The organism is Pseudomonas sp. P5_109 (assembly GCF_034009455.1).
Classification (GTDB): domain Bacteria; phylum Pseudomonadota; class Gammaproteobacteria; order Pseudomonadales; family Pseudomonadaceae; genus Aquipseudomonas.
The window spans coordinates 140,754-165,059 of record NZ_CP125380.1 but is presented as its reverse complement, the minus strand read 5'-3'; the positions used below and the strand labels follow the sequence as shown (position 1 = coordinate 165,059).

The window sequence follows — 24,306 nt, the reverse complement described above, 5'->3', positions numbered from 1 at the left end:
AGCCTTGTGCGAAGAAAGGGCGCTTTGCACGGAGCGCCCCTCCAACACTTCAAAGCATAGCAACGGCCTCAGGGTTTGCCGGAGTTCGACGCTTGCGTTCGTCCGCTTTCCCAACCGCCGCCCAATGCGAGGAACAAATCGATCTGGCTGGCGGCAACCTGGGTGTTCGCGGCCGCCAGTTGCGCCGTGACATCGATGTACGTGCGGGTGGCTTGCAGGTCGGCCAGGAACGAGGCGCGACCGGCCTGGAAGAAGCGGTGGGTCTGGTCGGCGGCCAGTTTTGCCGATTGCTCGGCATCGGCCAGCGCATCGCGGCGCTGCAGCAATGCCGTGTACTGGGCGAGGCCGGTCTGGGTTTCACGAATGGCGTTGAGCACCACCCCATCGAAATGCGCCAGCGTCGCCTGGGTCACCGCTTCGGCTTCGCGGATGCGCGCCCGGGCGCCGTTGGTCGGCACGTTCCAGGTCAGCGACGGACCAAAACCCCAGCGATTAGTGGACGGGTCGCCGAGATCGTCGAGGATACCGACGGTACCGATGGTCGCGCCGATGCTGATGTTCGGGTACAGCTCGCCCGTGGCGACGCCAATACCGGCCGTCGCGGCCGCCAGCCGACGCTCGGCCTGCCGCACGTCAGGACGACGCTTGAGCAACGCGGCGCCATCGCCCACCGGAATCAATTGGGCGATTTTTGGCAACTCGTCGCAGGTGGCGGTGCCGGCCGGCAGTTGATCCAGCGGCTTGGCCAGCAACATCGACAAACGGTACAGCCCGGCCTGACGTGCCGCTTCATAACGCGGCATGTCGGCGCGCAGGGATTTGAATTGGGTTTGCGAACGGGTGACCTGGGTTTCGTCGCCACGCCCGGCATCGCGCAGGCGCTGGATCAGCGTGGTGCTCTGGGCTTGCAGGTCGAGGGAGTGCTGGGCAATTTCCCGCTCTTCATTGGCCGCACACACCTGGGTGTAGGCGCGAACCACGTCGGCCACTACGGTAATGCGTGCAGTATCGGCGGCGGCCTGCGTCGCATCGGCATTGGCCTTGGCCGCTTCGATACCGCGCTGCAAGGTGCCGAACAGGTCGAACTGGTACGACGCGCTGATGCCGATGTCGCCAATGTTGGCCACCGGTACTTTTTCCGGCAGCAGGAAGGCCTGGCCGGACTCCTGCAAGCGCTGGGCGCCCATCTTCACGCCGCCGCTCCAGCCGCCCGCTGCTTGCGCCTCGTCGACCTGAGCGCGAGACCGCAACAGGCTGGCCGCCGCCACACGCAAATCGGTGTTGGAGGCCATGGCCTGCTGCACCAACTGGTCGAGTCGCGGGTCCTTGTACAGGCGCCACCAATCAGCCGGCACCGGCGCGGACACCACCGTTTTACCGTCTACGGCCAGATCACCCTGCAAGTCCGGACGATGCACAGCCGCCTCTTCGGGCAAATGATAATCCGGCCCGACCATCTGACACGCCGACAGCAGCAAGCCTAATCCGGCGACCGCCAAACCCGAGGCCTTGCTCATTGCGCTGGCTCCCGGTTTTTGTCGTCGATGATCGATACGGTGGCGGTGCGCCCGGCGATCATGCGGAAATCCGCCGGTACGTCGTCAAAGGCAATCCGCACCGGAATCCGCTGGGCCAGCCGCACCCAGCTGAACGCCGGGTTGACGTTGGGCAGCAGGTTGTTGCCGCTTGTGCGGTCGCGGTCTTCGATACCGGCGACGATGCTTTCCACATGCCCGCGCAGGCGCGCATTGTCGCCGATCACCCGGATGTCGACGCTCTGGCCGATATGGATACCGTTCAGTTTGGTTTCTTCGAAGTAGCCGTCGATATGGAACGAGTTACTGTCGACCACCGACAACACCGGACGCCCGGCGCTGACAAACTCCTGGGCCCGTGGCGCGCGATCGTTGACGTAGCCGTCCACCGGGCTGCGGATCACCGAGCGGTCGAGGTTGAGTTGTGCGCTATCCACCGCCACCTGGGCTTCCATCAACGCCACTTGGGCGCGGGCCACTTTTGACTGGCTTTCTTCCAGTTGCTCACCCGGCACCAGGTTGCCGAGGCCCTTGTTACGCTTGGCCTCGCGCTGGGCCTGGGCCAGGGTTTCTTCACGGTCGGCGACGGCCGCTTTCGCCTGGCGCAGCGCCAGCTTGAAACGGTCCGGATCGATACTGAACAGCACCTGGCCGCGCTTGACCAACTGGTTGTCGCGCACCTCCACTTGCTGGATCAGCCCGGAGACGTCCGGGGCGATTTGCACGATGTCGGCACGGATGTGCCCGTCGCGGGTCCAGGGCGCGAACATGTAATACATCACCATGCGCCAGACCACGACAACGGCGAAGCTCACGATCAGCAGGGTCAACACCACGCGACCCAGGGTTAGAAACGGTTTTTTCATGTCATCAGGTATCGACTGAGTGAGTCCACGGCGCCAAGCAGCAGGGCGTAGAGGGCCACGTTGAACAATGCCCGGTGCCAGACCAGACGGTAAAAGTGCAGGCGCGTCAGCACCCCGTGCACCAACAGGTACAACACATACGTAATGCCCATCAGCACCAGCAGCGTGGGCAGGAACACCCCGCTCAGGTCGAGGTCACCGATCATAAAGGCGCTCCATCAATGCCATGGGGAAGCGGTTCTTCGGGTTCGGCGGAACCGACGAACTCAACGCCGGGCAACAGTGCCAGGCGCAGGCCGCTCAGGGCGTGCAGCAAATGCCGACGGGTTTCATCATCGCCGGCACCACTGAGGGCGCGACGGGTGCGGTCGAGGGTCATCAGCAGCGGGCTCGGCGCCTGCAAGCGTTCACCGGCCTTGAGGCAGGCCTTGAAGTACTCGCCCACCTCGGCCACTACCTGGCGCAACAGCACCTGCGGCACACCGAGGACCCGCGGCGTATAAGCGAGCAGGTCCAATAGATTCAGCGCCACTCGCACTTCGCGCAGCGCCACGCCGGAGTCCTGGCCGGTCATGGCCAGGCGCGGCAGATGCTGCATCAGCCGATCGAGCATCCGTATGCCCAGAAGCCGATGCTCGGACAACGTGGCCGGCTCGGCGAGGCTGACAATGTCACGCCAGCTGAAACGGGTCAGGCGCTTGGCTGCCAGTTCAGCACCGAACGGCCGGGCAATCAGGGTCCAGATGAACGCGAACAGCAGCCCCATGGGACCGGCCAGGTTGGAGTTGGCGAAACTGAGGAAGTCCGCGTCGTAGGCACCCTGAATGCTGATGAACGACGAAGTGTTGACCAGGGTCAGCAGCATGCCCAGGTAAAACTGCGGCTTGACCGTCAGGGTGCCAACGACGATGAACGGCACGGCAAACGCCAGCACCAGCATCGGAAAGTCATGCAGGTTGGGCAGCACCAGAAACAGATACAGGCTGGCGAACACCACCGACATCGCCGTCCAGAAAAAGAACCGGTAAATCTGCGGCGCCGGGTCGTCCATCGAGGCGAAGAAGCTGCACGCCACCGCCGCCAGGATCACTGCGCTGCCGCCATCGGTCCAGCCGAGCAGAATCCACAGCACCGAGGCCACGATAATCGCGGTGACGGTGGACGCCGCGGAATAGAACATCAGGCCGCGATCCAGGAACGGCGAGAGCCGTCCCAGCCGCCAGTGCCGATACACCGCGCGCCAGCTGTCCTGGCTTTCGCACTGGATGGCGTATTGCAGGCTGCGGCAGTCCTGCCACAAATCGATCCACTCGCCGAGACGGTAGATAGCGTTGGAGAACAGCAATTGCTTGCGGTCATCCAGCGCTTCGGGGGCAGGTTGCAGGGCCTCAAGTTGATCCTTCAGCGCATGCCAGCGCTCGAGATCGGCATCCTTGTGCTCGAGCCATTCGCAGGTGGCAGCCAACAACGGCGCGAACTTATCCACAAGCTCGGGGGTGCGCCGTTCCAGGGCGTAAAGCGCATCGTCGAGGGCATCGATGACCGGCAGCAGGTGAATCATCCGCCCGCGCAACTCCTTGGTGTTGCGCACCGTCTGCGGACGTGAGCCTTCGTGCGGCAACTGACCGATCATCAACTCCAGGGAGTTGAAGGTGGCGACCATCGATGCCCGCAACGCACTGACTTCTTCAGGCTGCACGCTGCGGCTGAGGAAGCGCAGGCTGTAGGTCGAGGCATCGGCAAACCATTTACTCACCGAATCATTGAACACCGGCGCCAGACGTCGGGGCCAGAACATCGCGCCAACCACTGCGGCCACGACGATGCCGAGGAAGATTTCTTCGGTCCGTGCTTCGGCCACGTCCCACACCCCCAGCGGGTTATTCACCACCGGCAGGGCAATCAGCGGCAAGGTGTAGCCGGCGAGCATCAAGGCGTAGTTGTTGGCGGTGCGCAAATGCAGGGACAGAAACAGCAGCGTGCCGGTCCACAGCGCAATCACTACTACCAGCACGTAGGGGCTCTGCACGAACATCGGCACAAACAGAACCGCCGCCGCAGCGCCGACAAAGGTGCCGATTGCCCGGTACAGAGCCTTGGAAGTGGTCGGCCCGAGGAATGGGTTGGAAACGATGTACACCGTGGCCATCGCCCAGTACGGACGCGGCATTTGCATGAGCAGGGCGATGTACAGCGCGATCATCGATGCGGCGAAGGTGCGGACTCCGTAGAACCAGTCCCGCGCCGGAGGCATGCCAGAGAAAAATCCGTTCAAGAGTTGGCCACCGATGGCGGCGTGGCCGCTTCAAATGCTCTCAGTACCCGCAGCGTAGCTTCCAGATCACTCTGGTCAATGCCTTCAAGTACTTCGTGGCGCAAGCGCACCAGCTCAACTTCGACCGCCTGCACCAGCTCACGACCGGTTGCGGTCAGGCTCAGGCATTTGGCGCGGCGGTCCTGCGCATCTTCGGTGCGGCAAACGTAGCCGCCATGGCACAACTGATCGAGTAGGCGTACCAGCGACGGGCTCTCCATCCCTGCTGCCTGGGCCACCGTCACCTGGCGCACACCCTCGCCCAGCCGCCCGATCATCAACAGCGGAACGGCGCATGCTTCGGAGATTCCATAGTTGGCCAGCGTGGTCTGGCAGATTTTGCGCCAATGTCTGGCGGCCACCACCATGGCGCTGCTGATGTTCATCTGGAGAACGTCGAGGTTATTCGGCACGAGGGAAAATACACACTGTTAGTTTGCTAACTATCAATATCGCATTTGAGGGGATTTTCCGTCAAGTTTTGAAACAATTACGTAATCGGGACCTGTCGAGAGCGATCAACGTTTCTTCGCGCGCTCATACACTTCGCTGCGCTCGCGCTTGCCTACTGCAACGACAGAAACGACGACACGCTCATCTATCACCTCGTAGACGAGTCGGTATCCAGATGACTTCAGTTTGATTTTGTAGCAGTCGGGCATGCCATGGAGTGAGTCAGACGGGATTCGAGGCAGCTCCAGCCGTTCGGCCAACTTCTTTTTGAATTGCACCCGTACCGTATGCCCCAACTTGTCCCACTCTTTGCGTGCGGACGGCAGAAACTCGAGCTTATATGTCATCCAGGGTTACCGGGATCGGCGTTTCATGACGACGAGAACGCACGATTTCCGCCAACTCCAGATCATCAAGGCGCTCCATCATGGCTTCGAACACATCGGCAGGAACCATGTAGCCCATGACGCGATTGTGATTGAGCACTGCGACGGGCCCTCCATGGGCGCCATTCAAAACGGCAGAGGGATTTTTCTTTAGTTCAGACACGCTGACAGCCATATCAGCCAAAACACTTTGCATAATTAAGACCTCAAATAAGGTCTTAATTCTGGTCAATTGTTTTGATCAGAGCAACCGCTGTGGATCACCGCCTATCAGTTTTTACACCCCCCGCCCCTTCCTCAACATCACATCCAGCTGATCCACCACTTCCGCCCAATCCGCGTCCTCGAGAATCTCGTCCCGCAGGAAGTCCGCCTGACACTTGCTCCAGAAAAACGCATCGGCCAGTTGCAGCTCCGGCTTTAGCGGTGAATGGGTGGCGATGAATTTATCGATGCTTTCGGCGTCGTCCGGCAGGCCGAGTTGTTTGAACAGGGATGGAAGGTTGTGGGTTGGGTTTTCCATGTCTAACTCCTGTAAACCGATTAAGAGACCGCTGCGCGGTCATCGCGGGCAAGCCCGCTCCTACAGGTCAATCGCAGTCCCTGTGGGAGCGGGCTTGCTCGCGAAGACGGCAGCATGGACAGTGCAAAACTCAATGACTCAACTCCCGCACCTCCGCATGCGGCACCATTTTCAGGAACTCGGGCATGTCCATGCGCACCAGGTTGACGTGGTTGCCGGCCTCCAGATAGATGTCTTTTTGCCGGGTCAGCAGCGGATCGATGACCACCTCCAACCCATAGGACTCGCCCAGCGCCGGTACGGCACCGCGTTCGCAATCATCGAACAGGTGCGCCAGATTGCTTTCGCGGGAAACCTGCCACTCACCGCTGCTGCGCACTTTACTCAGGTCAAGGTGACGGCTGGCGGGCAGCACGGCCATCAGGTAATGGCCATGGTGATCGTCGAGGATCACCGATTTGGCCACCCTTTCGGCAGGAATACCTGCGACCCGCGCCGTTTCAAGGCTGCTGGCCGAGTGTGGGTGGCTGACGACGTCGTAGTTGCATTGGGCCTTTTCCAGGCTTCGCTGCACAGTTCTTGCCATACGCATGATGCACCTCGGTGTCCGCCATGACCGCTGGCGGACGATGGTTAACGCTTTGCTTGCGTAGTGAAAGTCTAGGCCCGCCGACGGGTTCCGGCGGGAAATCCGCCCATCGGACGTCGTCGACAATTGAGCAAAATTCATACAGCTCGCGTGTCAACTAAACTGTCTACAGAGCCACCTCAAGACTCTCCCGGAGGGTCAAGTGAACACGCGTTGCTGTGCAGTTGCGTTGCTGTTGGCGTTGAGCGGATCGGCCTGCGCCGCCGACACGGTCGTGGTGCTGATGCCCAACCCCGTCGGAATCTGGCTGATCACCTTCGGCATCGCGTTCCTGATCGCCGAGGCGGCGCTGCCCAATTACGGCGTGATCGGCCTGGGCGGCATCGTGATGTTCGTGATCGGTGCGGTGATCCTGTCCAATACCGAAGTGCCCGTGCCGCTGATGATCGGCCTGGGACTGGTCAGCGCGCTGTTGCTGATCTACCTGGTGATTCACGCCCTGAAAACCCGACCGCGCCACACTGTCAGTGGTGATGCCGGGCTGCTCGGCAGCGTGACAGCGGTGACGTCATTGCAGGCCGGCAACGCCTATGGCGGCTGGGTGCATCTGCAAGGAGAACAATGGCAAGTGCTCAGCGCGACACCGCTGCAACCCGGGCAACAGGTGCGGGTGGTGGGGCGCAAGGGTTTGCTGCTGCAAGTGGCCGCGACTGACGCGGTGCCGGGCGGAGAATAGTCATGGGTTTGCAATTGGGTCTTGTCGCGCTCCTGCTGTTGCTGATCGCACTGGCGGGGGCGACGTTTCGCATCCTGCGCGAGTACGAGCGCGGGGTGGTGTTCCAACTCGGGCGCTTCTGGCAGGTCAAGGGACCCGGCCTGATCCTGCTGATTCCGGTGGTCCAGCAAATGGTCAGGGTCGATTTGCGCACCGTGGTGCTGGACGTGCCGCCGCAAGACGTGATCACCCGCGACAACGTGTCGGTGAAGGTCAACGCGGTGCTGTATTTCCGCGTGCTCGATCCGCAGAAGGCCATCATTCAGGTCGAGGACTTCCTGGCCGCCACCAGCCAATTGGCGCAAACCACGTTGCGGGCGGTGCTGGGTAAACACGAACTGGACGAATTGCTGGCCGAACGCGAACGGTTGAATCTGGACATCCAGCAAGTGCTCGACGCCCAGACCGACGCCTGGGGCATCAAGGTCGCCAACGTCGAGATCAAGCACGTGGACCTCAACGAATCGATGATCCGCGCCATCGCCAAGCAGGCCGAAGCCGAACGGGAACGGCGAGCCAAGGTGATCCACGCCGAGGGTGAATTGCAGGCCTCGGAAAAACTCATGCAGGCCGCCGAAATGCTTGGCCGCCAACCGGGGGCCATGCAGCTGCGCTACATGCAGACCCTGAGTTCGATTGCCGGCGACAAGAGCTCGACCATCGTCTTTCCGCTACCGATCGAGTTGCTCAAGGGCATGGCGGACTTGTCGTCGAAACCTTGAACACTGCGATGACGCCACTCATGGCCCGGTATTGCCGGACAGGTACAACCTCGCGGCAACACCACCGGCCTTCATCTGACGTGCGATATGCCATTGCACCGGCAACGGTGCGAACTCGTCAGGTACGTCGGCGGTGCCAATCAGCCAGATTCGCCCCGTGCCCTTGGGCAAATCGCTCAAGTGATCCAGATAAGTGTCTGGCGTCGTCAAGGTACCGAAACCATAGTCGTTCGGCCGGCTCGAAGTGCCATCGGCCCGTGGCGGGGTGTACAGCAGCGGCTGGGTATTGGTGCGGTTGTAGTAGACGTAACTCAAGTACCAGAGCATGTCGCTGGTGACGATCCGGTCACCGGGCTGAAAATGCAGATTGACGTCTTCCACAAGGACGTTGACCTGATCATGGACATCCACCGTCGCGTTGTTTTTCAGGCCCACCAGTTCCACACCAACGAACAGCACCAGCACCGTCAGGGCCAGCACCCGCGAGCCGTTGTACAGGCGGTCGATCGCCAATGCCGCCAACAACGGCAGGCCAAGCGCATACGCGGTGAGGTAGCGCTCGATGAATATCGGCGAAAAAAACGACACCGCAAACACCAGCAGCATCGGGACAAAGGTGTAGACCGCGAGCAACGCACTGCCGCGGAACACGCTTCGATCCCGTGCCAGCGCCACCCATGCCAACACCGGCAAGGTCACCGGCAAGGCAATAAACACCAGGGGAGGCAGGGTTTCTCCGTCGTCCTGGGTCAGCAACGACCAGACCATCGACGGCAAGGAGTCCAGGCTGACGGGCAATTCCCAGCCGACATCGCCATTGGCCTTGAGTTGGTCCAGGTGCCGTAACAGGTCGACGAACCCCGGTAACCACGGCAGATACAGCGCCACGATAGCCATGTTGGCCAGCCACCAGTCACCCCGCTGGATGTGCCGCAGACGATGACCCGGCTGCACACGGATGATCCCCAGGTACAACCAATAGCAGAGCACGCACAGGGCAGTGAAGTAATGCGTGTAAAACGCCGCGCTCATCAGCACGACATAGATCACCAGATAGCGCCGGCGCTGTGGCTTGCGGATCCAGTACACCAGCGCGATGGTTGCCCCCAGCAACCACAGTCCCAGTAACGAATACATGCGTACTTCCTGGCTGTAGCGCACCGCCGTGGGCAGCAGGGCCAACAGGACGCCGGCCAATATTGCGGCTCGGCGTGTGGCGAGCCGATCGACCAGCCATACGCCGAGCCCGACCGAGGCAATCCCCGGCAGGGCACTGAGGCAGCGGATCGACAATATGCCGTCGCCAAACATCGCGATCCAGCCGTGCAACAGCATGAAATACAGCGGTGGATGCACGTCGTAGGCGGCGTGCATCCAGATGTCAGGTACTGAGTAACGGGCCAGTAGCAGGCTGGAACCCTCGTCGCCCCAAATCGCGGCCGCGGTCAGATCGTAAAAGCGCACCAGCGCGGCCAATACCAGAATCGGCACCAGCCAATGCTCTCTCGCCCAACGGATCAACGGTTGCGCGCCCCTGGCGAAACCAGGATTGGCGTGCGGTCCCTGAGTGTCGCCCATCGGCGTTTCTCTGCGCGCCTCCATTGCCTCCCCTTGTGACGTTGAGTGAAGAGCCAGATTGATTACGCATCACTTTAGCCCTTCAAGCCGAGCAACGTCGATGCTGACCCGATAATGGAGCGATAGCCGGCGTCCGCACCGTCAGCGCTGCGCCGTCTGCGCCACGGGATACACTGACTGCCATCCGCCACCCAGCGCCTTGTACAACCCGACGGCCGCCAGAGACACGCCGGTCGAACTCTCGACCCACTGTTCCTGCGTGGCCAGCAACGCCCCTTGCACGGTGAGTACGTTGACGAAATCCACCACGCCCTCGACGTACTGCTGTTGCGCGGTGTCCAGCGCAATGCGGTTCTGGCGCACCGCTTCGGCCAGGCTGTCGCGGCGCAACTGGCTGGCGTTGTAGGCACTCAACTGGTCATCGATTTCATGCCAGGCGCGCAGCACGGTTTGCTGATAGGCGATAGCGGCTTCCTGTTGTTGCGCCTCACGCAGGTTCAACACTCCGCGCAAGCGGCCACCGTCGAACAACGGCAAGCTGAACTGCGGGCCGATGCCGAACGAACGCGAGCCCCAGGAGCCGAAATCGCTCAGTTGCATGGCCTGGGAACCGATGCTCCCCGACAAGGTGATGCGCGGATAGAAATCGCCCTTGGCCACGCCAATGCTGGCCGTGGCGGCATGCAGCCGTGCTTCGGCCTGGCGAATGTCCGGCCGCCGTTCAGCCAGTTGCGAAGGCAAGCCAATGGCAACCTGTCGCGGCGTTTGTGGCACCGGTGCGTCTGTGGATAACTCTGCGGCCAATGCCTGGGGCGGTTCTCCCATCAACAGACTCAGGGCGTTGATCAGTTGCCACTGGCGCTGCTCCAGCGCGGGCAGGCGCGATTCGATGGCCGCCACCTGCGCGGCGGCTTCGGCGACATCCAGATCCGTCGCGACGCCGTCGGCCAGGCGCAGCTGCGAAAGCTTCAGGCTGTGGCGGGCGACATCGAGGTTCTGCTCGGTGACGAGCCGGGTGTTCTGCACCCCGCGCAACTGAATGTAGTCCTGCGCGGTTTCGGCCAGCACCGACAGCAGCACACCGCGTCGGTCGTTCTCGGCGACTTCAAGGTTAGCGTCGGCGGCTTCGGTTTCCCGGCGCACGCGGCCCCAGAAATCCAGCTCCCAGGACGCGGAAAAGCCGGCGTTCCACAGATTGAAGGCCGATTGGCCATTGTGACCCGACGGGTCGCTCAGACCTTCAGCACTGTTGCGATTGCGCCCGTAACCGCCACTGGCGGCCGTGCTGGGGTAGCGGTCGGCAGTGATGACCTGGCGCACCGCACGACTTTGCTGCAAGCGGCTGCCGGCCAGCTTCAGGTCGAGGTTGTCGGTCAGGGCGCGCTGGCTCAAGGCCGAGAGTTTCGGGTCGTGGAACACTTCCCACCAACGCTCGTTCATTGATTCGGCGACGGCCTGGCTGGCGGCTGGCTTTGATGGTTTTGCCCATTCGGCGATTTGTGTGGTTTCGGGCTTTGGGAAATCGGGGCCTACGGTGCAGGCTGACAGGCTCAGCACAAGCAAGGCAGATAAAGTAAGGCGAGGCTGATGGCCTCTTCGCGAGCAAGCCCGCTCCCACAGGGGAATGCGGTCAACTGTGGGAGCGGGCTTGCTCGCGAAGGCGTCAGCACGATCAACGAAAATCTTCATCGCTGAACAACCTCTTTCGCCTTGGCGGTGGCCGTATCAATACTCGCCTCCACCGACATCCCCACCCGCAAGCGCTCGGCCAGCGATTGCCCCGGATCCAGCACGATCTTCACCGGTATCCGCTGCACCACCTTGGTGAAGTTGCCGGTGGCGTTGTCCGGCTTGATCGCGGCGAACGTCACCCCGGTGGCCGGTGCAATGCTTTCGACACGACCGTTGAGTGCCGCACCGCCCAGACTGTCAACGCGCACTTGCACAGCCTGCCCCGGCTGCACATCCGTCAGTTGGGTTTCCTGGAAATTGGCCATCACGTAAGCCTGTGCCAGCGGCACCACCGCGAGGATTTTGCTGCCCGGCGTGACGTAGGCGCCGACCCGCACCGCGCGTTCGCCAACCATGCCGTCCTGAGGCGCGACGATCCGCGTATAGGACAGCTCGTAGCTGGCCATTTCCAGCTTCGCCTGCGCCCGCTTCAGCCCCCCTTCGGCAGCATCGCGCTGGGCCGTGAGGATCTCCACTTGCTTACGCTCCGCCGCCAGCACCGCCGTGGCGTTGGCCAACCGCGCAGAGGCCTGGTCGATGCGCGTTTGTGCCTGCTGCGCATTTTGCACCGTGCCGGCGCCCACTCCGGCGAGGTGGTTGTAGCGGTTCAATTCATGCTCGGCAAAGGCCATTTCCGCCTTGGCCGAGACCACCGAGGATTGCGCCTGGGCAATCACCGAGGCCTGGCGCTCCAGGGTCGCCCGGGCGTTTTGCAGTTGCGCCCTGGCCACCAGTGTTTCGGCGTCGGCGGCCTGGGCGGCGGCGCGCAGATCCCGGTCATCGATCAGTGCCAGCAACTGCCCGGCCTTGACCTGCTGGCTGTCCTCGACCAGCACTTGCTGGATAAACCCGGCGACCCGCGGCACGACCAGGGTGTAATCCGCCGAGACATAAGCATCGTTGGTGTTCTGCTGGGTACGCTTGCCGAACAGGCCAGGCATCGCCAGGTACAGCAACACGCCGACGGCCAATGCGACGGCCACGGCAACCACGACTTTCTGCTTTGCTTGAGTGTTCATGAAAACCTTCTGTATCAGTGGAGCATTCAGGTCGGTGCGCGCGGCGGATAGATCCGCGTCGGCAGCCAGAAAATCAACAGGATCAAGGTCACGGCGATGCCCGCCATGCACAGGTAAAGATCAGAGGAAGTGAGCACCAGCGCTTGCTCATGCAGGCGATGAGCAAGGCTTGCGCTGTCGCGCTCGACCAGAGGCGAGTTGCCGAGGCGATCGACCAGCATGGTCGAGTGAAAATGCAGGCGTGCCGTGGTCAGCGCTTCGATCACCCCGGTGGCGATGACCGCCGACAGGCCTTTGACGGTGTTGAACCAGGCCGATGCGAACGGCCCTTGCATCGGGTTGATGCTGCCGGTGGACAGCATCAGTAGCGGCAGCACCGCCATGGGCTGGCCGAAAATCTGCAGCCATTGCAGCACGTAGAAATCGTCACGAATCCACGCGGACGTCAGTTGCGAGCCACCGACGCACGACAGCGCCAGCATGCTCAGGCCGATGCCCAACACCCAGCGGCAATCGACCCAGCGAAAGTTGCACAGCGCCGCCACCAACGGCAGCGCAATCAATTGCGGCAGCGCCGCCAGCAGCATGATCGGCGCGGTCTGCACCGGGCGATAACCCTGGACCTGCGCCAGGTAGCTGGACGGAATGATGATCACCGCCTGCAACACCACCAGCACGCCCGCCAGGGTCAGCAGGGCGAAAGACAGGTTACGGATGCCGAGCATCTGCATCTTGAAAAAGGGTATCGGCTGCGAGCACTCGCCGGCCAAAAACAGCACCAGTAACAACAGCCCGCCACCGAGCAGCCCGCAGATCAGGCTGGATTCGAACCAATCCAGGCGGTTGCCTTGCAGGATGCCGATCACCAGCATGCAGATGGCGGGAAAACCCAGCAGCACACCGCGCCAGTTGAAAGACTTGAAGCGTTCCAGGCGCAGCGGGTCCCGGGGCAAGCCATACGCCACCGCAGCCATGGCAATCAGGCACGGCGCAACGATTTGCCAAAAGGTCCACTGCCAGCCGACATACTCGGTCCACAAGCCGGCCAATGGCGTGCCCAGACCCGGGCCGAATGTCGCCGTCAGGGCATAACCGGCCAGGCCATACAACTTCACATTGGCCGGCAGAAACCGCAGGGCTACGGTCATCAGCATGGGTGGCAATGCCCCGCCCGCCAGGCCTTGCAAGGTACGCAGCAACAACAGGCTTTCGTAATTCGGGGCGAAGGGGCACAACACGCCCAACAGGGTGAACAGGCCGATGGCGCACAGGGTGAAACGCCGCAACGAGAACGTCACCGCACACCACGGCGCGAAGGCCATGGCCGCCACGGACGTCGCGGTGTAACAGGCGACCAGCCAGGTGCCTTCGTCGTAGCCGATGGCCAACGCACCGCGGATGTCGGCCAGGGCGACTTTGGTCACCATCTCGTTCAGGCCCGATACCAGCACCGCCAGCAGCACGCCTATCAGGCCGATGATGATCCGTGGGCCGAAGACGGGCGGAGCGGCTGCCGCAACAGGTGCGGTGGCCGTAAGGGAAGTCATGTACTGCAAGCTCCGGTGTGGAAATACCGAAGCATTCTAGGAAGCGTTATGCCTGACGAAAATCAACTTATTGGCAGGTTATAAGTGCGCCAGACGCAACAATACAAAACCCTGTGGGAGGTCAGCGGTGAATTTCAGGTTGTGCGGCCAGCCACGTTTCTTCGCAGCAGGCTTTCAGCGTTTCACGCAGCCAGCGGTGCGCTGGGTCCTTGTCGAAGCGCGGGTGCCAGGCCTGGGTCAGCATCAGGGTCGGCAAAGGAATCGGCAGGTCGAACGAGCGCAGCTTCAACCCCAGCCGCCGCACACTCAGCAAGGCTTCCTTCGGCACCGGCAGAATCAGGTCGGAATCGGGCAGGGCAAACATCGCCGCATGAAAGCTTGGCGCGATCACCGCCACTCGCCGCTCCAGCCCCAGGGCATTCAGCGCGGTATCGATCGGACCACGGGCAATGCCACGCCGGGACATGCTGATATGGGAATAACCGGCATAGCGCTCTGCCGTGATCTCCTCGTCCAGCAGCGGATGATCCTCGCGCACCAGGCCGACGAAGTGGGTGGAAAACAGGTTCTGAACCTTCACTTCCGGGGTCAATGGCCGGGTGTTGCTGACGCTCAGATCGATCCGCCCTTCGCGCAATGCCTCATCATCGCCATCGCCTTCCGGGACGAAACGCAACTCGCAGTGCGGCGCCTGCCGGTCAAGGGTGGCGAACAGCTTGCCGCCGTAAACGCCGACAAAGAAGTCGTTGGCCCGAATGCTGAACCGCCGCCGCAGAGAACTCAGTTCCACCGTATCGGCCGAACGAAACAGCAGCCCGGCCTGCTCGACCACACTGCGCACCTGTTCGCGCAACGCCAGCGCCTTGGGGGTCGGCACCAGGCCACGGCCGGCGCGCACCAGGATCGGATCGCCAATGGCTTCGCGGATGCGCGCCAACGTCCGGCTCATGGCCGCCGGGCTCAGGTTCATCCGCCGCGCGGCGCCCACCACGCTGCCCTCATCGAGCAAGGCGTCGAGGGCGACCAACAGGTTCATGTCCGGGAGTTGCATGGCAAGCACTCATATCTGATCAGGATTGATTCAAGTGCAATGCTAGCAAACATCCCTTCTGGATCAGTGATGATGGGTCGGCTGCCTTCGCGAGCTGCTCGCGATTGGCGATTTTTCTACCGTACCATCCCCCACCGTTTCACCGTCACCCGTTCCAACGAATCAAACACCAGGTTCTCCACCAGCAACCCAATCAGAATCACCACCGCCAGGCCAGCAAAGACCTTGTCCGTGTACAGCTCATTGCGATTCTGGAAAATGTACCACCCCAGCCCGCCCTTCCCACTGGTCGCACCAAATACCAGCTCCGCAGCAATCAACGTGCGCCAGGCAAACGCCCAGCCGATCTTCAGGCCGGCAAGGATCGATGGCAATGCTGCCGGGATCAGGATGAACAGCACAAAACGCATGCCCTTGAGGCCGTAATTGCGCCCGGCCATGCGCAGGGTTTCCGAAACGCCGAGGAATCCGGCGTAGGTGTTCAACGCCAAGGCCCAGAGCACCGAATGCACCAGCACGAAAATCAGGCTGTTCTGACCCAGGCCGAACCACAGCAGCGCCAGCGGCAGCAGCGCAATCGCCGGCAACGGGTTGAACATCGAGGTCAGGGTGCTGAGCAGATCGCGCCCAAACTGGGTCGACACTGCCAACGTGGTCAGCGCAAACGCGAGGACGATGCCGATCAGGTAACCCTTGAGCAACACCACCAGGGAAATCCACACCTTGCCGAGCAATTCGCCGCTGAGCAGGCCGTCGTACAGGGCATGAGTGGTCTGAAGAAAACTTGGCAGCAGCAGGTCGTTATTCTGATACCGGGCAACGGCCTCCCACAGCACAGCAAGCAAAATCAGGATCAGGCTTTTACGCAACCAACTTTGCTGCCACAAGCGTTGACCGATGGGTAACTCACGCTCCAGCGGCACGCTGGTCAGTGGCTGCAAAACCGTTTCGAACTCTTCACGCGGGGATGATAAATGGCTCATCGGGCCCTCCTCTCAACTGGCTCAATAAGCAATACGGATGTCGGCGAAGTCCAGCTCATGCTCGGCTTGCGCTGATTGGCCTTCATCGAACAACAACCGATGGATGCGCCGTGCCGACTCCTGAAACGCCGCACCGCCAAGGCTGTGCAAATCGTATTGATGGCTGTGGACTTCCGCCCGCACTCGCCCTGGATGCGGTGACAGCAACAGAATGCGGTTGCCCACCACCAGTGCCTCTTCGATGGAGTGCGTGACGAACAGCAGCGTGAAGCGCACTTCCTCCCAGAGCAGCAACAGTTCCTCCTGCATCTTGCGTCGGGTCAGCGCATCGAGGGCGGCGAAGGGTTCGTCCATCAGGAGGATTTTCGGCTGCATCGCCAACGCCCGGGCAATGGCAACCCGTGCCTTCATGCCGCCGGACAGGGTATGCGGATAAGCATCGGCAAACGCTGCCAAACCCACCTTCTCCAGATAATGCAGCGCCCGCTCCTCGGCCTCTTTGCGCTTGAGGGTTTTCGAGGCCAGCAGCGGAAACATCACGTTCTGTTTAACGGTTTTCCACGGCGGCAGTTGATCGAACTCCTGGAACACCACGATCCGGTCCGGCCCCGGCGCATCGACGCGCCGACCTTGCAGACGGATCTCACCTTCCACGGGCTGGATGAATCCGGCGGCGGCCTTGAGCAATGTCGACTTGCCGCAACCGGACGGCCCGAGCAGGACAAAACGGTCCGCCGGGTCGATCTCGAAACTCACTTGATGGGTCGCCCGCACCACACGCTGCGGCGTGCGGTATTCGAGGCTGACGTTATCGACCGACAGCAGCGCCTGGGCTGCCGCGATCGGTTTGCTGACCGTGTGGCCTTGCAAAGGGGCATTCATTTCGGTCAGCTCCCTTGCAGTGGCTTGGCGTCCTGGAAGAAGTAGTCCTTCCACGACTCCGGTTTGTTCTTGATCGCGCCAACGCGGTAGAGGAACTCGGCCAACGGGTAAGTATTTTTCGGCGTGACGCTGAATTCGAACTGCGGGTTGTCGATGATTTTCAGCAATGCGGCGCGGTCGATTTTGGCCTTGGTGACGCGGATGTAAGTGTCCGCCGCCGCACCTTTGTCGTTCTGGGCAAAGGTTGCCGCTTCGGTCAGCGCATCAATGAATGCTTTGTAGGTTTTCGGGTTCTCATTGCGGAATTTCTCGGTAGCGAACAGCACCGTCGGCGAGTTCGGCCCGAGCAGGTCATAGGTGTTCAACACCACATGCACATTGGGATTGGCCAGCTCCTGATCCTGGAATGGCGGGTTGGAGAAGTGCCCGCTCAGCTCGGTGCCGCCGGCCACCAACGCCGCTGTCGCGTCGGGGTGCGGAACCGCGATGGTGTACTTGTCGAGGCGATTGAAGTCCTTGTCACCCCACTGTTTGGCGGCTGCGTATTGCAGGAAACGCGACTGCACCGAAACACCCACGGCCGGCACCGCGATGCGGTCCTTCTCGGTGAAGTCGGCGATGGTCTTGACCTTGGGGTTATTGCTCACCAGGTAGTACGGGAAGTTGCCGAGGGAAGCCACGGCCTTGACGTTCTGCTTGCCATGGGTACGGTCCCAGATGGTCAGCAACGGACCGACGCCGGCACCGGCAATGTCGATGGAGCCGGACAGCAACGCATCGTTGACCGCCGCCCCGCCAGAGAGCTGGGTCCAGTCGACCTTGATGTCGATACCTTCCTGCTTGCCGTACTTCTCGATCAGGTTCTGATCGCGTACCACGTTCAGTAGCAGGTAGACGATGCCGAATTGTTCGGCGATGCGGATTTCACCTTCGGCGTGGGCCACGGTCGGCGCCACCAGGCTGCCGGCGATCAGGCTGAAACCCAGGCCAATGGCGGCGGCCAGGGGTGCAAAGGGCAGACGTTTGGACATGGTCAAATCTCCGACAAATCAGAAAGGCGCGTCGCCCTGGATGGTGGTGCGATACAACTTGCGGCGCAGATGGCTGGGGCATCCGGCGGCGAGGTGGATCAGCGAACGGTTGTCCCAGAACACCAGGTCATGGGGCTGCCATTGATGGCGATAGATGTTTTGCGGCAGTACGCTGTGGGCGTAGAGCTCGGTCAGCAGTTGTTGGCTCTCGTCTTCCGGCAGGCCAACGATGCGGGTGGTGAACCCTTCACTGACGAACAGGGCCTTGCGGCCGTTTTCCGGGTGGGTACGCACGACCGGGTGCACCACTTCCGCAACCTGGGCCAGTTGCTCCTGGGTCAGGGTCGGGCGCCAGTTGCCTTCGAATTTGGTCTCGCTGTAACGCGCCGTGTAGGAGTGCGCGGCCGAGCGGCCTTCCACCGCTGTGCGCAGCGCCTCGGGCAGGTTGTCCCAGGCTTTGTGCATGTCGGCGAACAGCGTGTCGCCGCCCTCCGATGGCAGCTCCTGGGCGTGCAGCATCGAACCCAGGCTCGGCAGCTCCTTGTAGGAGAGGTCGGAGTGCCAGAACTTGCCGGCATCGCCCAAGCCAATGTTCTGGCCGTTTTCGACGACGTTGGAAACGATGAGGATTTCCGGATGCCCTGCCAGCAGGAACTGCTTGAGCACATGAATCTGCAACACGCCAAAACGACGGCTGAAGTCGATGTGCTGTTCGGGGGTGATGCGCTGGTCACGGAACACCACCACATGATGGTCCAGATGCGCGCGGTGAATGCGTGCGAAGTCCTGATCATTGATTGGGCGGGACAGGTCGAGACCGATGATTTCGGCACCCACCGCACCGCTGAATGGGCGGACTTCAAAGAATTGTGGCGCAATGCTTGGCGAAGCTGAAGCTGCAGACATAAATCACTCCCACGCACGGCACGCTCAAAGGCGCGCGCGTCGATCAGAAACTCACGGAGATCCCGTGTTGGTTCGTGTCGTGCGGCGCGCCGATTGGTCGGCAGGTACGCAGGGGATTAACTTTATAGATATAAGAATTGAAATTTAAATACCGTTAATGAATAACGATATGGCGATTGAGAAGGGACTGAGCGAACGGCAGAGTGACGTTTTTTGTCACTTACTGACAGGGTTGAGGTGTTTTGACTGACGCCATCGCGGGCAAGCCCGGCTCCCACAAGGTTCTTTGTTGAAGCACGATCATGTGTTCGACACAAAAACCTGTAGGAGTCGGGCTTGCCCGCGATGGGGCCAGTGAATCAACTAAAGATCTAGCGCTCGTGCAGCGCCTCGGCCCGCGCCTTGATGATCGGCTTGATCAGATAGCTGAGAATGGTCTTCTTGCCGGTAATGATGTCCACCGAGGCCACCATCCCAGGAATGATCAGCAACGGCTTTTCATCGGTACCCAGGTGGCTGCGGTCGGTGCGCAGCTTGATGAGGTAGTAGGTAGTTTTCTTGTCTTCGTCGGTAATGGTATCGGCGCCGATCTGCTCCAGCTTGGCCTTCATCCCGCCGTAGATGGTGTAGTCATAGGCGGTAAATTTCACCGTCGCTTCCTGCCCCGGGTGCAGGAACGCGATGTCCTGCGGGCGGATCTTCGCCTCGACCAGCAAGGTGTCGTCCAGCGGTACGATTTCCACCAGGTCGCTGCCTGGCTGGATAACCCCGCCGATGGTATTGACCAGCAACTTGTTGACGATACCGCGCACCGGCGAAGTGACCAGCGTGCGACTGACCCGGTCTTCCAGGGCCTTGCCGGTGGCCTGGGCCTTGTTCAGATCGGTACGTGCTTCATTGAGCTGGGTCAGGGCATCGCTACGGAACTTGCCGCGGGTTTCGTCGATCTTGCGCTGTACTTCCTTGATCGCCGATTCGGCTCGCGGAATAGCCAGGGTGGTGGCGTCGAGCTGGCCACGGGTCTCCGCTTCGGCACGCCTGAGGCGCAAGACTTCCACCGGGGATACCGCGCCCTGGGCCACCAACGGCTCGGACATGTTGATTTCCTGACGCTGGAAGCCCAATTGCTGGCGATACTGCGCCTGCTTGGAGGTGAATTCGCGCAGCTCTTGCTGGCGCTGGATCAGTTGCTCCTGCAAGCCGCCAATCTCGTCATGCAACTGCTGGCGGCGGCTGATATAGAGCGACTCTTCGCTCTTGGCCTGACCCGGCACGGCCTTGAGCACATCCTCGGGAAAGTTCAGCGGGCGATCATCGACTTCGGCGCTCAAGCGCTCGACCCGCAGCACCATCGACATCCGGTCGGCCTCGGTTTCGCCGACGTTCGAAGCAAATCGCGTGTCGTCCAGGCGAAGCAGCGGTGCGCCAGCTTCGACGATCTGGCCTTCCTTGACGAACAGTTCTGAGACGATACCGCCTTCAAGGTTCTGGATTTTCTGGATCTTCGACGAGGGAATCGCCTTGCCGTCGCCCTTGGTCACTTCGTCGATGACCGCGAAGTTGGCCCAGAGCATCAGGAATACAAAGAACGCGATGATCGCCCAGATCGTCAGCCGTACCACCCGTGGCGCATCCTCGATCAGCGCCTTGTTGACCTCCGGCAGCGGCTGGCCCTGCAGCGAAGCAGAGCCTTTGAAGTAGCGAAGGATCGAACCCTTACCCGACTTAAGCAACACTGATCTGCCCCTTCTTCAACGCTTCCATCACCGCGGCTTTCGGGCCATCGGCGAGTATCTGCCCGCGGTCGATCACGATCAGTCGATCGACCAGCGACAACAGCGATGCCCGGTGCGTCACCAGCACCATGGTCTTGTTCTCGATCACCGCCGCCAGGCGCTGCTTGAGGCGCTCTTCGCCAGTGTTATCCATGGCACTGGTCGGCTCGTCGAGCAGCAGGATCGGCGGGTTGAGCAACAGTGCACGGGCCAGGGCAACGTTCTGCCGTTGACCGCCGGAAAGGTTCTGCCCGCGCTCACCCACTTGCAGCTCATAACCCTGCGGATGCAGGCGCGCATATTCGTGGACACCGGCCAGCTCGGCCGCTTGCAGCACCAGTTCGTCCTCGACATACCGCGCGCCGGAAACCAGGTTGTCGCGCAAGGTGCCGGCGAGCAACTGAATGTCCTGAGGCACGTAGCCGATGTTGTAACGCAGCTCGCTGACGTCGATCTGACGGATATCCACACCATCGACCAACAGCGAGCCGTCATCCGGCTGATACAGCCCCACCAGCAATTTCGCCAGCGAGCTCTTGCCCGAGCCGCTTCGACCAATGATCCCGACTTTCTCGCCGGGAAGAATCGACAGGTTGATGTTCTTCAGCGCCGGGTTCTGCTGTTGCGGGTAGGTGAAGTTGAGCTGGCGGCACTCAATACCGCCCTGCAGCACCTTGCGGCTGAGCGGACGCTCCTCGAAATTGCGTTCCTGGGGCAGCTCCATCATCTGGTCGACCGAGGTCATGGTCACCCGCGCCTGCTGATAGCGGGTCAACAACCCGGACAATGACGCCAGCGGGCTGAGCGCACGGCCACTAAGCATGTAGCAAGCCACCAGGCCACCCATGCTCAGGTGACCGTCGATGATCTGGTACACGCCGAAGACGATCATGATCACCCCGGCCAGCTGCTGGATCAGCAAGGTGATGTTCATCGCCAGGCCGGACAGCATCTTCACCCGCAACTCAAGGCGGCTGAGGGTGCCGATGGTCTGTTCCCACTGATACTGGCGTTCGCTTTCGGCGTTGTTGACCTTCACCGCATCCAGGCCAGCCAGGGTTTCGATCAGGCTCGACTGCCGCTCGGCCCCCAGCGCCATGGTCCGCTCCATGGTCGCCACCAGGGGTTTCTGCAGGGCGTAGCCGATGGCCAGGGCAATCGGGAATGCCAGCACCGGGATCCACACCAGATGCCCGCCGAGGATCGCGATGACGAGGAAAATCAGGAGGGTGAACGGCAGGTCGATCAGGCTGGTGAGGGTCAGCGAGGCGAGGAAATCGCGCAGGCTCTGGAACTCGTGGATGTTCTGGGCAAAGCTGCCGACCCGCGCCGGCCGATACTTCATGGCCATGCCGACGATGCGCTCGAACAGCGTGGCCGAGATGATCAGGTCGGTTTTCTTGCCGGCCAGATCCAGGCACAGGCTGCGCAGGCTTTTCAGGATCAGGTCGAAGAGATAGGCGCCAGAGATGCCGAGCGCCAGCACCCACAACGTCGCCTCAGCCTGGTTCGGCACGACGCGGTCGTAGACGTTCATCACGAACAATGGCGCGGCCATGGCAATGATGTTGATCAGGAAACTGGCGGCGATGGCGTCGGCGTACAGCCAGCGCGAACGCTTGAGGGTGTCGCGGAACCACGAGCGCGCACGCGGGATCAGCGTGCCGTGATTGACGTCGAATTTGTGCTGGGGCTGGGCGAAAAAGACCTTGCCGGTATAGTCGTCAGCCAGCAGCTCGCGGCTGACCAGGGATTCGCCGCCATCGCTTTCGCTGAGCAGCACCCGCACCTGATCTTCGCCTTGCCAGCCAAGCAGGACGGCACTGCGACCGTCCTTGAGCAGCAACAATGCCGGCATGGCAATCGCCGGAATATCTTCCAGCTTGCGTTGCAGCACCCGACCTTGCAGCCCCGCGCGAGCGGCCGCACGTGGCAGCAACTCGACACTCAAGCGTTGCTCGGGCAGCGGCAGGCCGGTGGTGAGCATTGCCGCGCTGGCAGGCTTCTGGTGCAGCATGCAAAGAGCGAGCAGGCCATCCAGTAGCGGATCGTCATGCAACGCGCGCGGATCATGAATGAGTTGAACCCGACTGACTTCTGATTCCACGCTCGGCACTCTTGGCTAACAATTGAACAATGAAGGTCCTGCTCAATTCATACCGGGCAATTGGACCTTGGGCTTCACGTCGTTCTGCACAACGGATGCCAATGGTGCGACCACTCCCTGGCTCTTGAGCAACTCGCCCATGGTCGCCTTGATTCGGTACTGAGTAAATAACTGAATGTTCTTGATCTCCGCCAGGCGGCGAGAAGAGCTGAACAGTTCGTTCTCGCTGTCGAGCAAATCCAGCAGGGTGCGCTCGCCAAGGCTGAACTGACGCTGATAAGCGGTACGCACGGCGGTGCTATGATCGACGTATTGCTGGGCGATCGGCACCTGCGCGTTGGCATTGTTCAGGGCGTTCCAGGCCAGGCCCAGTTCTTCGTTCAATTGGCGCAAGGCGTTGTTGCGGATATCCAGCGCCTGGTTCGACAGGTAGGACTTGGATTCCAGATCAGCCTTGTTGCTGCCGCCGGAATACAGGTTGAAGCGCATGCGCAGCATGGCTTGCCATTCGTTGTTGTGACCGTTCTGGCCATCAATGTCGTTGTCCGCGGTACGACCCAACTCAGCATCGAAGCGTGGGTAGAACGTCGACTTGGCCGTGTCGTACTGCTTCTCTGCAGCGGCAATATCGGATTCGGCCGAGCGCAGGATCGGGCTGTTTTCCAGCATCTGCGCACGGGCTTCATTCAGATTGGCCGGCATCAGCGCCAAGAAACTCGCCGGGCGCTCCAGTTGATCGGGCATCTGGCCGACCGCCGAGAGGTAGTTGGTTTCGGCATCAGCCAGATTGGTCTGCTCGGTGATCAGGTTGTTGCGCGCCTGGGCCATCCGCGCCTCCGCCTGATCGAGGTCGGCGCCGCTGCCGACGCCGCGCTGGGTGCGCAGCTGGATCTGGTCGTAAATGCGTTGGTGGCTCTTGAGGTTGTCCTCGGCCAGACGCACGAACTCACGACGGGTCAGCACGTCGAGATAAACCTGGGCCACGGTCAACCCGGTACGCTCGGAAGTACTCAGCAGCGAATAGGCGCGGGAGTTGACGGTGGCTTGTTGACGCCCTACTTCGCTGGACGTCGCAAAACCGTCAAAGACCATTTGGGTCAGTCGCAAGCTCGACTCGCTGCGATTCAGGGTTTCGTAGTGGTTGTTGCTGCCGTCCCGCGTTGTCACGCTATCGGTACCTTCACGACCATAACCGCCCAGCAGGTCGACCCGTGGCAAGTACCCACCCTTCGCAGCCTTCAACTGATAATCGGCAGCCAGTCGGCTGTTGACGCCAGCCTGGACCTCCGGATGGACATCCAGCGCTTGTTGCATGGCTTCTGGTAAGGATTGCGCCTGGACGAAAGACGCGGCGAGGGCGAAAGGTATAGCCATGAACAAAGGCGAACGCATTGTAGGAATTTCCCAGGACTTCTTGTCTTGAATCACGGCTGAAAAACGCGCCGTGTCGGAAGATGGCAAGCCGAATGACCGTATGTCGGAAAGTTCAAAAGCGGAACTGGATCACATACCGAGGACAGGGTCACAGCTCAA

At 61.3% G+C, this 24,306-nt stretch carries 23 protein-coding genes; 2 read left to right on the top strand and 21 right to left on the bottom strand.

Going from position 1 to position 24,306, the window contains the following annotated elements; genetic code table 11:
* Nucleotides 1-68: 68 nt before the first annotated feature.
* The 9 genes from QMK54_RS00735 to QMK54_RS00695 all read right to left on the bottom strand — a co-directional run bounded on the left by QMK54_RS00735 (nucleotide 69) and on the right by QMK54_RS00695 (nucleotide 6,669).
* Nucleotides 69-1,517: an efflux transporter outer membrane subunit gene (locus QMK54_RS00735; RefSeq protein WP_223593273.1), complete on the bottom strand. Its 1,449-nt coding sequence runs from the start codon at nucleotides 1,515-1,517 to the stop codon at nucleotides 69-71.
* Nucleotides 1,514-2,401, bottom strand: a complete 888-nt coding sequence (locus QMK54_RS00730) for an HlyD family secretion protein (protein WP_110661444.1) — start codon at nucleotides 2,399-2,401, stop codon at nucleotides 1,514-1,516. Before QMK54_RS00730 ends, QMK54_RS00735 begins: the two co-directional genes overlap by 4 nt.
* A complete protein-coding gene (locus tag QMK54_RS00725) occupies nucleotides 2,398-2,607 on the bottom strand; it encodes a DUF1656 domain-containing protein (RefSeq protein WP_007987399.1) in 210 nt (69 codons plus the stop codon). The genes QMK54_RS00730 and QMK54_RS00725 overlap by 4 nt, the downstream gene beginning before the upstream one ends.
* Nucleotides 2,604-4,676 (bottom strand): FUSC family protein, encoded by a 2,073-nt coding sequence (locus QMK54_RS00720; protein ID WP_223593276.1) that lies wholly within the window; start codon nucleotides 4,674-4,676, stop codon nucleotides 2,604-2,606. The genes QMK54_RS00725 and QMK54_RS00720 overlap by 4 nt, the downstream gene beginning before the upstream one ends.
* Complete coding sequence (locus tag QMK54_RS00715; RefSeq protein ID WP_181432019.1) at nucleotides 4,673-5,101, bottom strand: MarR family winged helix-turn-helix transcriptional regulator; 429 nt, start codon at nucleotides 5,099-5,101, stop codon at nucleotides 4,673-4,675. The genes QMK54_RS00720 and QMK54_RS00715 overlap by 4 nt, the downstream gene beginning before the upstream one ends.
* Before the next feature lie 132 nt (nucleotides 5,102-5,233).
* Nucleotides 5,234-5,515, bottom strand: a complete 282-nt coding sequence (locus tag QMK54_RS00710; protein WP_223593278.1) for a type II toxin-antitoxin system RelE family toxin — start codon at nucleotides 5,513-5,515, stop codon at nucleotides 5,234-5,236.
* Nucleotides 5,505-5,750, bottom strand: a complete 246-nt coding sequence (locus QMK54_RS00705; RefSeq protein ID WP_110659015.1) for a type II toxin-antitoxin system prevent-host-death family antitoxin — start codon at nucleotides 5,748-5,750, stop codon at nucleotides 5,505-5,507. The genes QMK54_RS00710 and QMK54_RS00705 overlap by 11 nt, the downstream gene beginning before the upstream one ends.
* Before the next feature lie 81 nt (nucleotides 5,751-5,831).
* On the bottom strand, nucleotides 5,832-6,077 hold the full coding sequence (locus QMK54_RS00700) for a DUF2789 domain-containing protein (protein WP_110659013.1): 246 nt from the start codon (nucleotides 6,075-6,077) through the stop codon (nucleotides 5,832-5,834).
* A gap of 130 nt (nucleotides 6,078-6,207) precedes the next feature.
* Nucleotides 6,208-6,669, bottom strand: a complete 462-nt coding sequence (locus QMK54_RS00695) for an aminoacyl-tRNA deacylase (RefSeq protein WP_223593282.1) — start codon at nucleotides 6,667-6,669, stop codon at nucleotides 6,208-6,210.
* A 199-nt stretch (nucleotides 6,670-6,868) separates the two neighbouring features.
* Here QMK54_RS00695 and QMK54_RS00690 point away from each other — a divergent pair, with 199 nt between their 5' ends.
* Nucleotides 6,869-7,402, top strand: coding sequence for an NfeD family protein (locus QMK54_RS00690; protein ID WP_320401856.1), 534 nt, complete (start codon nucleotides 6,869-6,871; stop codon nucleotides 7,400-7,402).
* A 2-nt stretch (nucleotides 7,403-7,404) separates the two neighbouring features.
* Complete coding sequence (locus tag QMK54_RS00685; RefSeq protein ID WP_110659007.1) at nucleotides 7,405-8,163, top strand: slipin family protein; 759 nt, start codon at nucleotides 7,405-7,407, stop codon at nucleotides 8,161-8,163.
* A gap of 18 nt (nucleotides 8,164-8,181) precedes the next feature.
* Here the strand turns inward: QMK54_RS00685 and QMK54_RS00680 are convergent, their stop codons facing one another.
* The 12 genes from QMK54_RS00680 to QMK54_RS00625 all read right to left on the bottom strand — a co-directional run bounded on the left by QMK54_RS00680 (nucleotide 8,182) and on the right by QMK54_RS00625 (nucleotide 24,165).
* Nucleotides 8,182-9,765 (bottom strand): glycosyltransferase family 39 protein, encoded by a 1,584-nt coding sequence (locus tag QMK54_RS00680; protein WP_320401855.1) that lies wholly within the window; start codon nucleotides 9,763-9,765, stop codon nucleotides 8,182-8,184.
* Nucleotides 9,766-9,882: 117 nt separating this feature from the next.
* Complete coding sequence (locus QMK54_RS00675) at nucleotides 9,883-11,430, bottom strand: efflux transporter outer membrane subunit (RefSeq protein WP_320401854.1); 1,548 nt, start codon at nucleotides 11,428-11,430, stop codon at nucleotides 9,883-9,885.
* Entirely contained in the window at nucleotides 11,427-12,491 is a 1,065-nt protein-coding gene (locus QMK54_RS00670) for an HlyD family secretion protein (protein WP_320401853.1), read from the bottom strand. The genes QMK54_RS00675 and QMK54_RS00670 overlap by 4 nt, the downstream gene beginning before the upstream one ends.
* Before the next feature lie 26 nt (nucleotides 12,492-12,517).
* Complete coding sequence (locus tag QMK54_RS00665) at nucleotides 12,518-14,038, bottom strand: MFS transporter (protein WP_320401852.1); 1,521 nt, start codon at nucleotides 14,036-14,038, stop codon at nucleotides 12,518-12,520.
* Nucleotides 14,039-14,159: 121 nt separating this feature from the next.
* Entirely contained in the window at nucleotides 14,160-15,089 is a 930-nt protein-coding gene (locus QMK54_RS00660) for a LysR family transcriptional regulator (RefSeq protein ID WP_223593293.1), read from the bottom strand.
* Nucleotides 15,090-15,205: 116 nt separating this feature from the next.
* The gene (locus tag QMK54_RS00655; RefSeq protein WP_223593295.1) at nucleotides 15,206-16,072 is read right to left on the bottom strand and encodes an ABC transporter permease; all 867 of its coding nucleotides are present in this window, start codon (nucleotides 16,070-16,072) and stop codon (nucleotides 15,206-15,208) included.
* Between the two features lie 21 nt (nucleotides 16,073-16,093).
* Nucleotides 16,094-16,954: an ABC transporter ATP-binding protein gene (locus tag QMK54_RS00650; RefSeq protein ID WP_223593297.1), complete on the bottom strand. Its 861-nt coding sequence runs from the start codon at nucleotides 16,952-16,954 to the stop codon at nucleotides 16,094-16,096.
* Nucleotides 16,955-16,959: 5 nt separating this feature from the next.
* On the bottom strand, nucleotides 16,960-17,985 hold the full coding sequence (locus tag QMK54_RS00645) for an ABC transporter substrate-binding protein (RefSeq protein ID WP_110658991.1): 1,026 nt from the start codon (nucleotides 17,983-17,985) through the stop codon (nucleotides 16,960-16,962).
* A gap of 18 nt (nucleotides 17,986-18,003) precedes the next feature.
* A complete protein-coding gene (locus QMK54_RS00640; RefSeq protein ID WP_110658989.1) occupies nucleotides 18,004-18,891 on the bottom strand; it encodes a TauD/TfdA dioxygenase family protein in 888 nt (295 codons plus the stop codon).
* 371 nt (nucleotides 18,892-19,262) lie between these two features.
* A complete protein-coding gene (locus QMK54_RS00635) occupies nucleotides 19,263-20,627 on the bottom strand; it encodes an HlyD family type I secretion periplasmic adaptor subunit (protein ID WP_223593306.1) in 1,365 nt (454 codons plus the stop codon).
* A complete protein-coding gene (locus QMK54_RS00630; RefSeq protein WP_223593308.1) occupies nucleotides 20,617-22,773 on the bottom strand; it encodes a type I secretion system permease/ATPase in 2,157 nt (718 codons plus the stop codon). Before QMK54_RS00630 ends, QMK54_RS00635 begins: the two co-directional genes overlap by 11 nt.
* Before the next feature lie 42 nt (nucleotides 22,774-22,815).
* A complete protein-coding gene (locus tag QMK54_RS00625; protein WP_110661656.1) occupies nucleotides 22,816-24,165 on the bottom strand; it encodes a TolC family outer membrane protein in 1,350 nt (449 codons plus the stop codon).
* Nucleotides 24,166-24,306 lie beyond the last annotated feature (141 nt).

Coding starts and splice junctions, on each gene's coding strand:
- QMK54_RS00680 (WP_320401855.1), bottom strand. CDS start 9,765: ATGGAGGCGCGCAGAGAAACGCCGATGGGCGACACTCAGGGACCGCAC.
- QMK54_RS00685 (WP_110659007.1), top strand. CDS start 7,405: ATGGGTTTGCAATTGGGTCTTGTCGCGCTCCTGCTGTTGCTGATCGCA.
- QMK54_RS00655 (WP_223593295.1), bottom strand. CDS start 16,072: ATGAGCCATTTATCATCCCCGCGTGAAGAGTTCGAAACGGTTTTGCAG.
- QMK54_RS00705 (WP_110659015.1), bottom strand. CDS start 5,750: ATGCAAAGTGTTTTGGCTGATATGGCTGTCAGCGTGTCTGAACTAAAG.
- QMK54_RS00660 (WP_223593293.1), bottom strand. CDS start 15,089: ATGCAACTCCCGGACATGAACCTGTTGGTCGCCCTCGACGCCTTGCTC.
- QMK54_RS00670 (WP_320401853.1), bottom strand. CDS start 12,491: ATGAACACTCAAGCAAAGCAGAAAGTCGTGGTTGCCGTGGCCGTCGCA.
- QMK54_RS00665 (WP_320401852.1), bottom strand. CDS start 14,038: ATGACTTCCCTTACGGCCACCGCACCTGTTGCGGCAGCCGCTCCGCCC.
- QMK54_RS00715 (WP_181432019.1), bottom strand. CDS start 5,101: ATGAACATCAGCAGCGCCATGGTGGTGGCCGCCAGACATTGGCGCAAA.
- QMK54_RS00695 (WP_223593282.1), bottom strand. CDS start 6,669: ATGCGTATGGCAAGAACTGTGCAGCGAAGCCTGGAAAAGGCCCAATGC.
- QMK54_RS00710 (WP_223593278.1), bottom strand. CDS start 5,515: ATGACATATAAGCTCGAGTTTCTGCCGTCCGCACGCAAAGAGTGGGAC.
- QMK54_RS00650 (WP_223593297.1), bottom strand. CDS start 16,954: ATGAATGCCCCTTTGCAAGGCCACACGGTCAGCAAACCGATCGCGGCA.
- QMK54_RS00625 (WP_110661656.1), bottom strand. CDS start 24,165: ATGCGTTCGCCTTTGTTCATGGCTATACCTTTCGCCCTCGCCGCGTCT.
- QMK54_RS00725 (WP_007987399.1), bottom strand. CDS start 2,607: ATGATCGGTGACCTCGACCTGAGCGGGGTGTTCCTGCCCACGCTGCTG.
- QMK54_RS00700 (WP_110659013.1), bottom strand. CDS start 6,077: ATGGAAAACCCAACCCACAACCTTCCATCCCTGTTCAAACAACTCGGC.
- QMK54_RS00735 (WP_223593273.1), bottom strand. CDS start 1,517: ATGAGCAAGGCCTCGGGTTTGGCGGTCGCCGGATTAGGCTTGCTGCTG.
- QMK54_RS00645 (WP_110658991.1), bottom strand. CDS start 17,985: ATGTCCAAACGTCTGCCCTTTGCACCCCTGGCCGCCGCCATTGGCCTG.
- QMK54_RS00675 (WP_320401854.1), bottom strand. CDS start 11,430: ATGAAGATTTTCGTTGATCGTGCTGACGCCTTCGCGAGCAAGCCCGCT.
- QMK54_RS00640 (WP_110658989.1), bottom strand. CDS start 18,891: ATGTCTGCAGCTTCAGCTTCGCCAAGCATTGCGCCACAATTCTTTGAA.
- QMK54_RS00730 (WP_110661444.1), bottom strand. CDS start 2,401: ATGAAAAAACCGTTTCTAACCCTGGGTCGCGTGGTGTTGACCCTGCTG.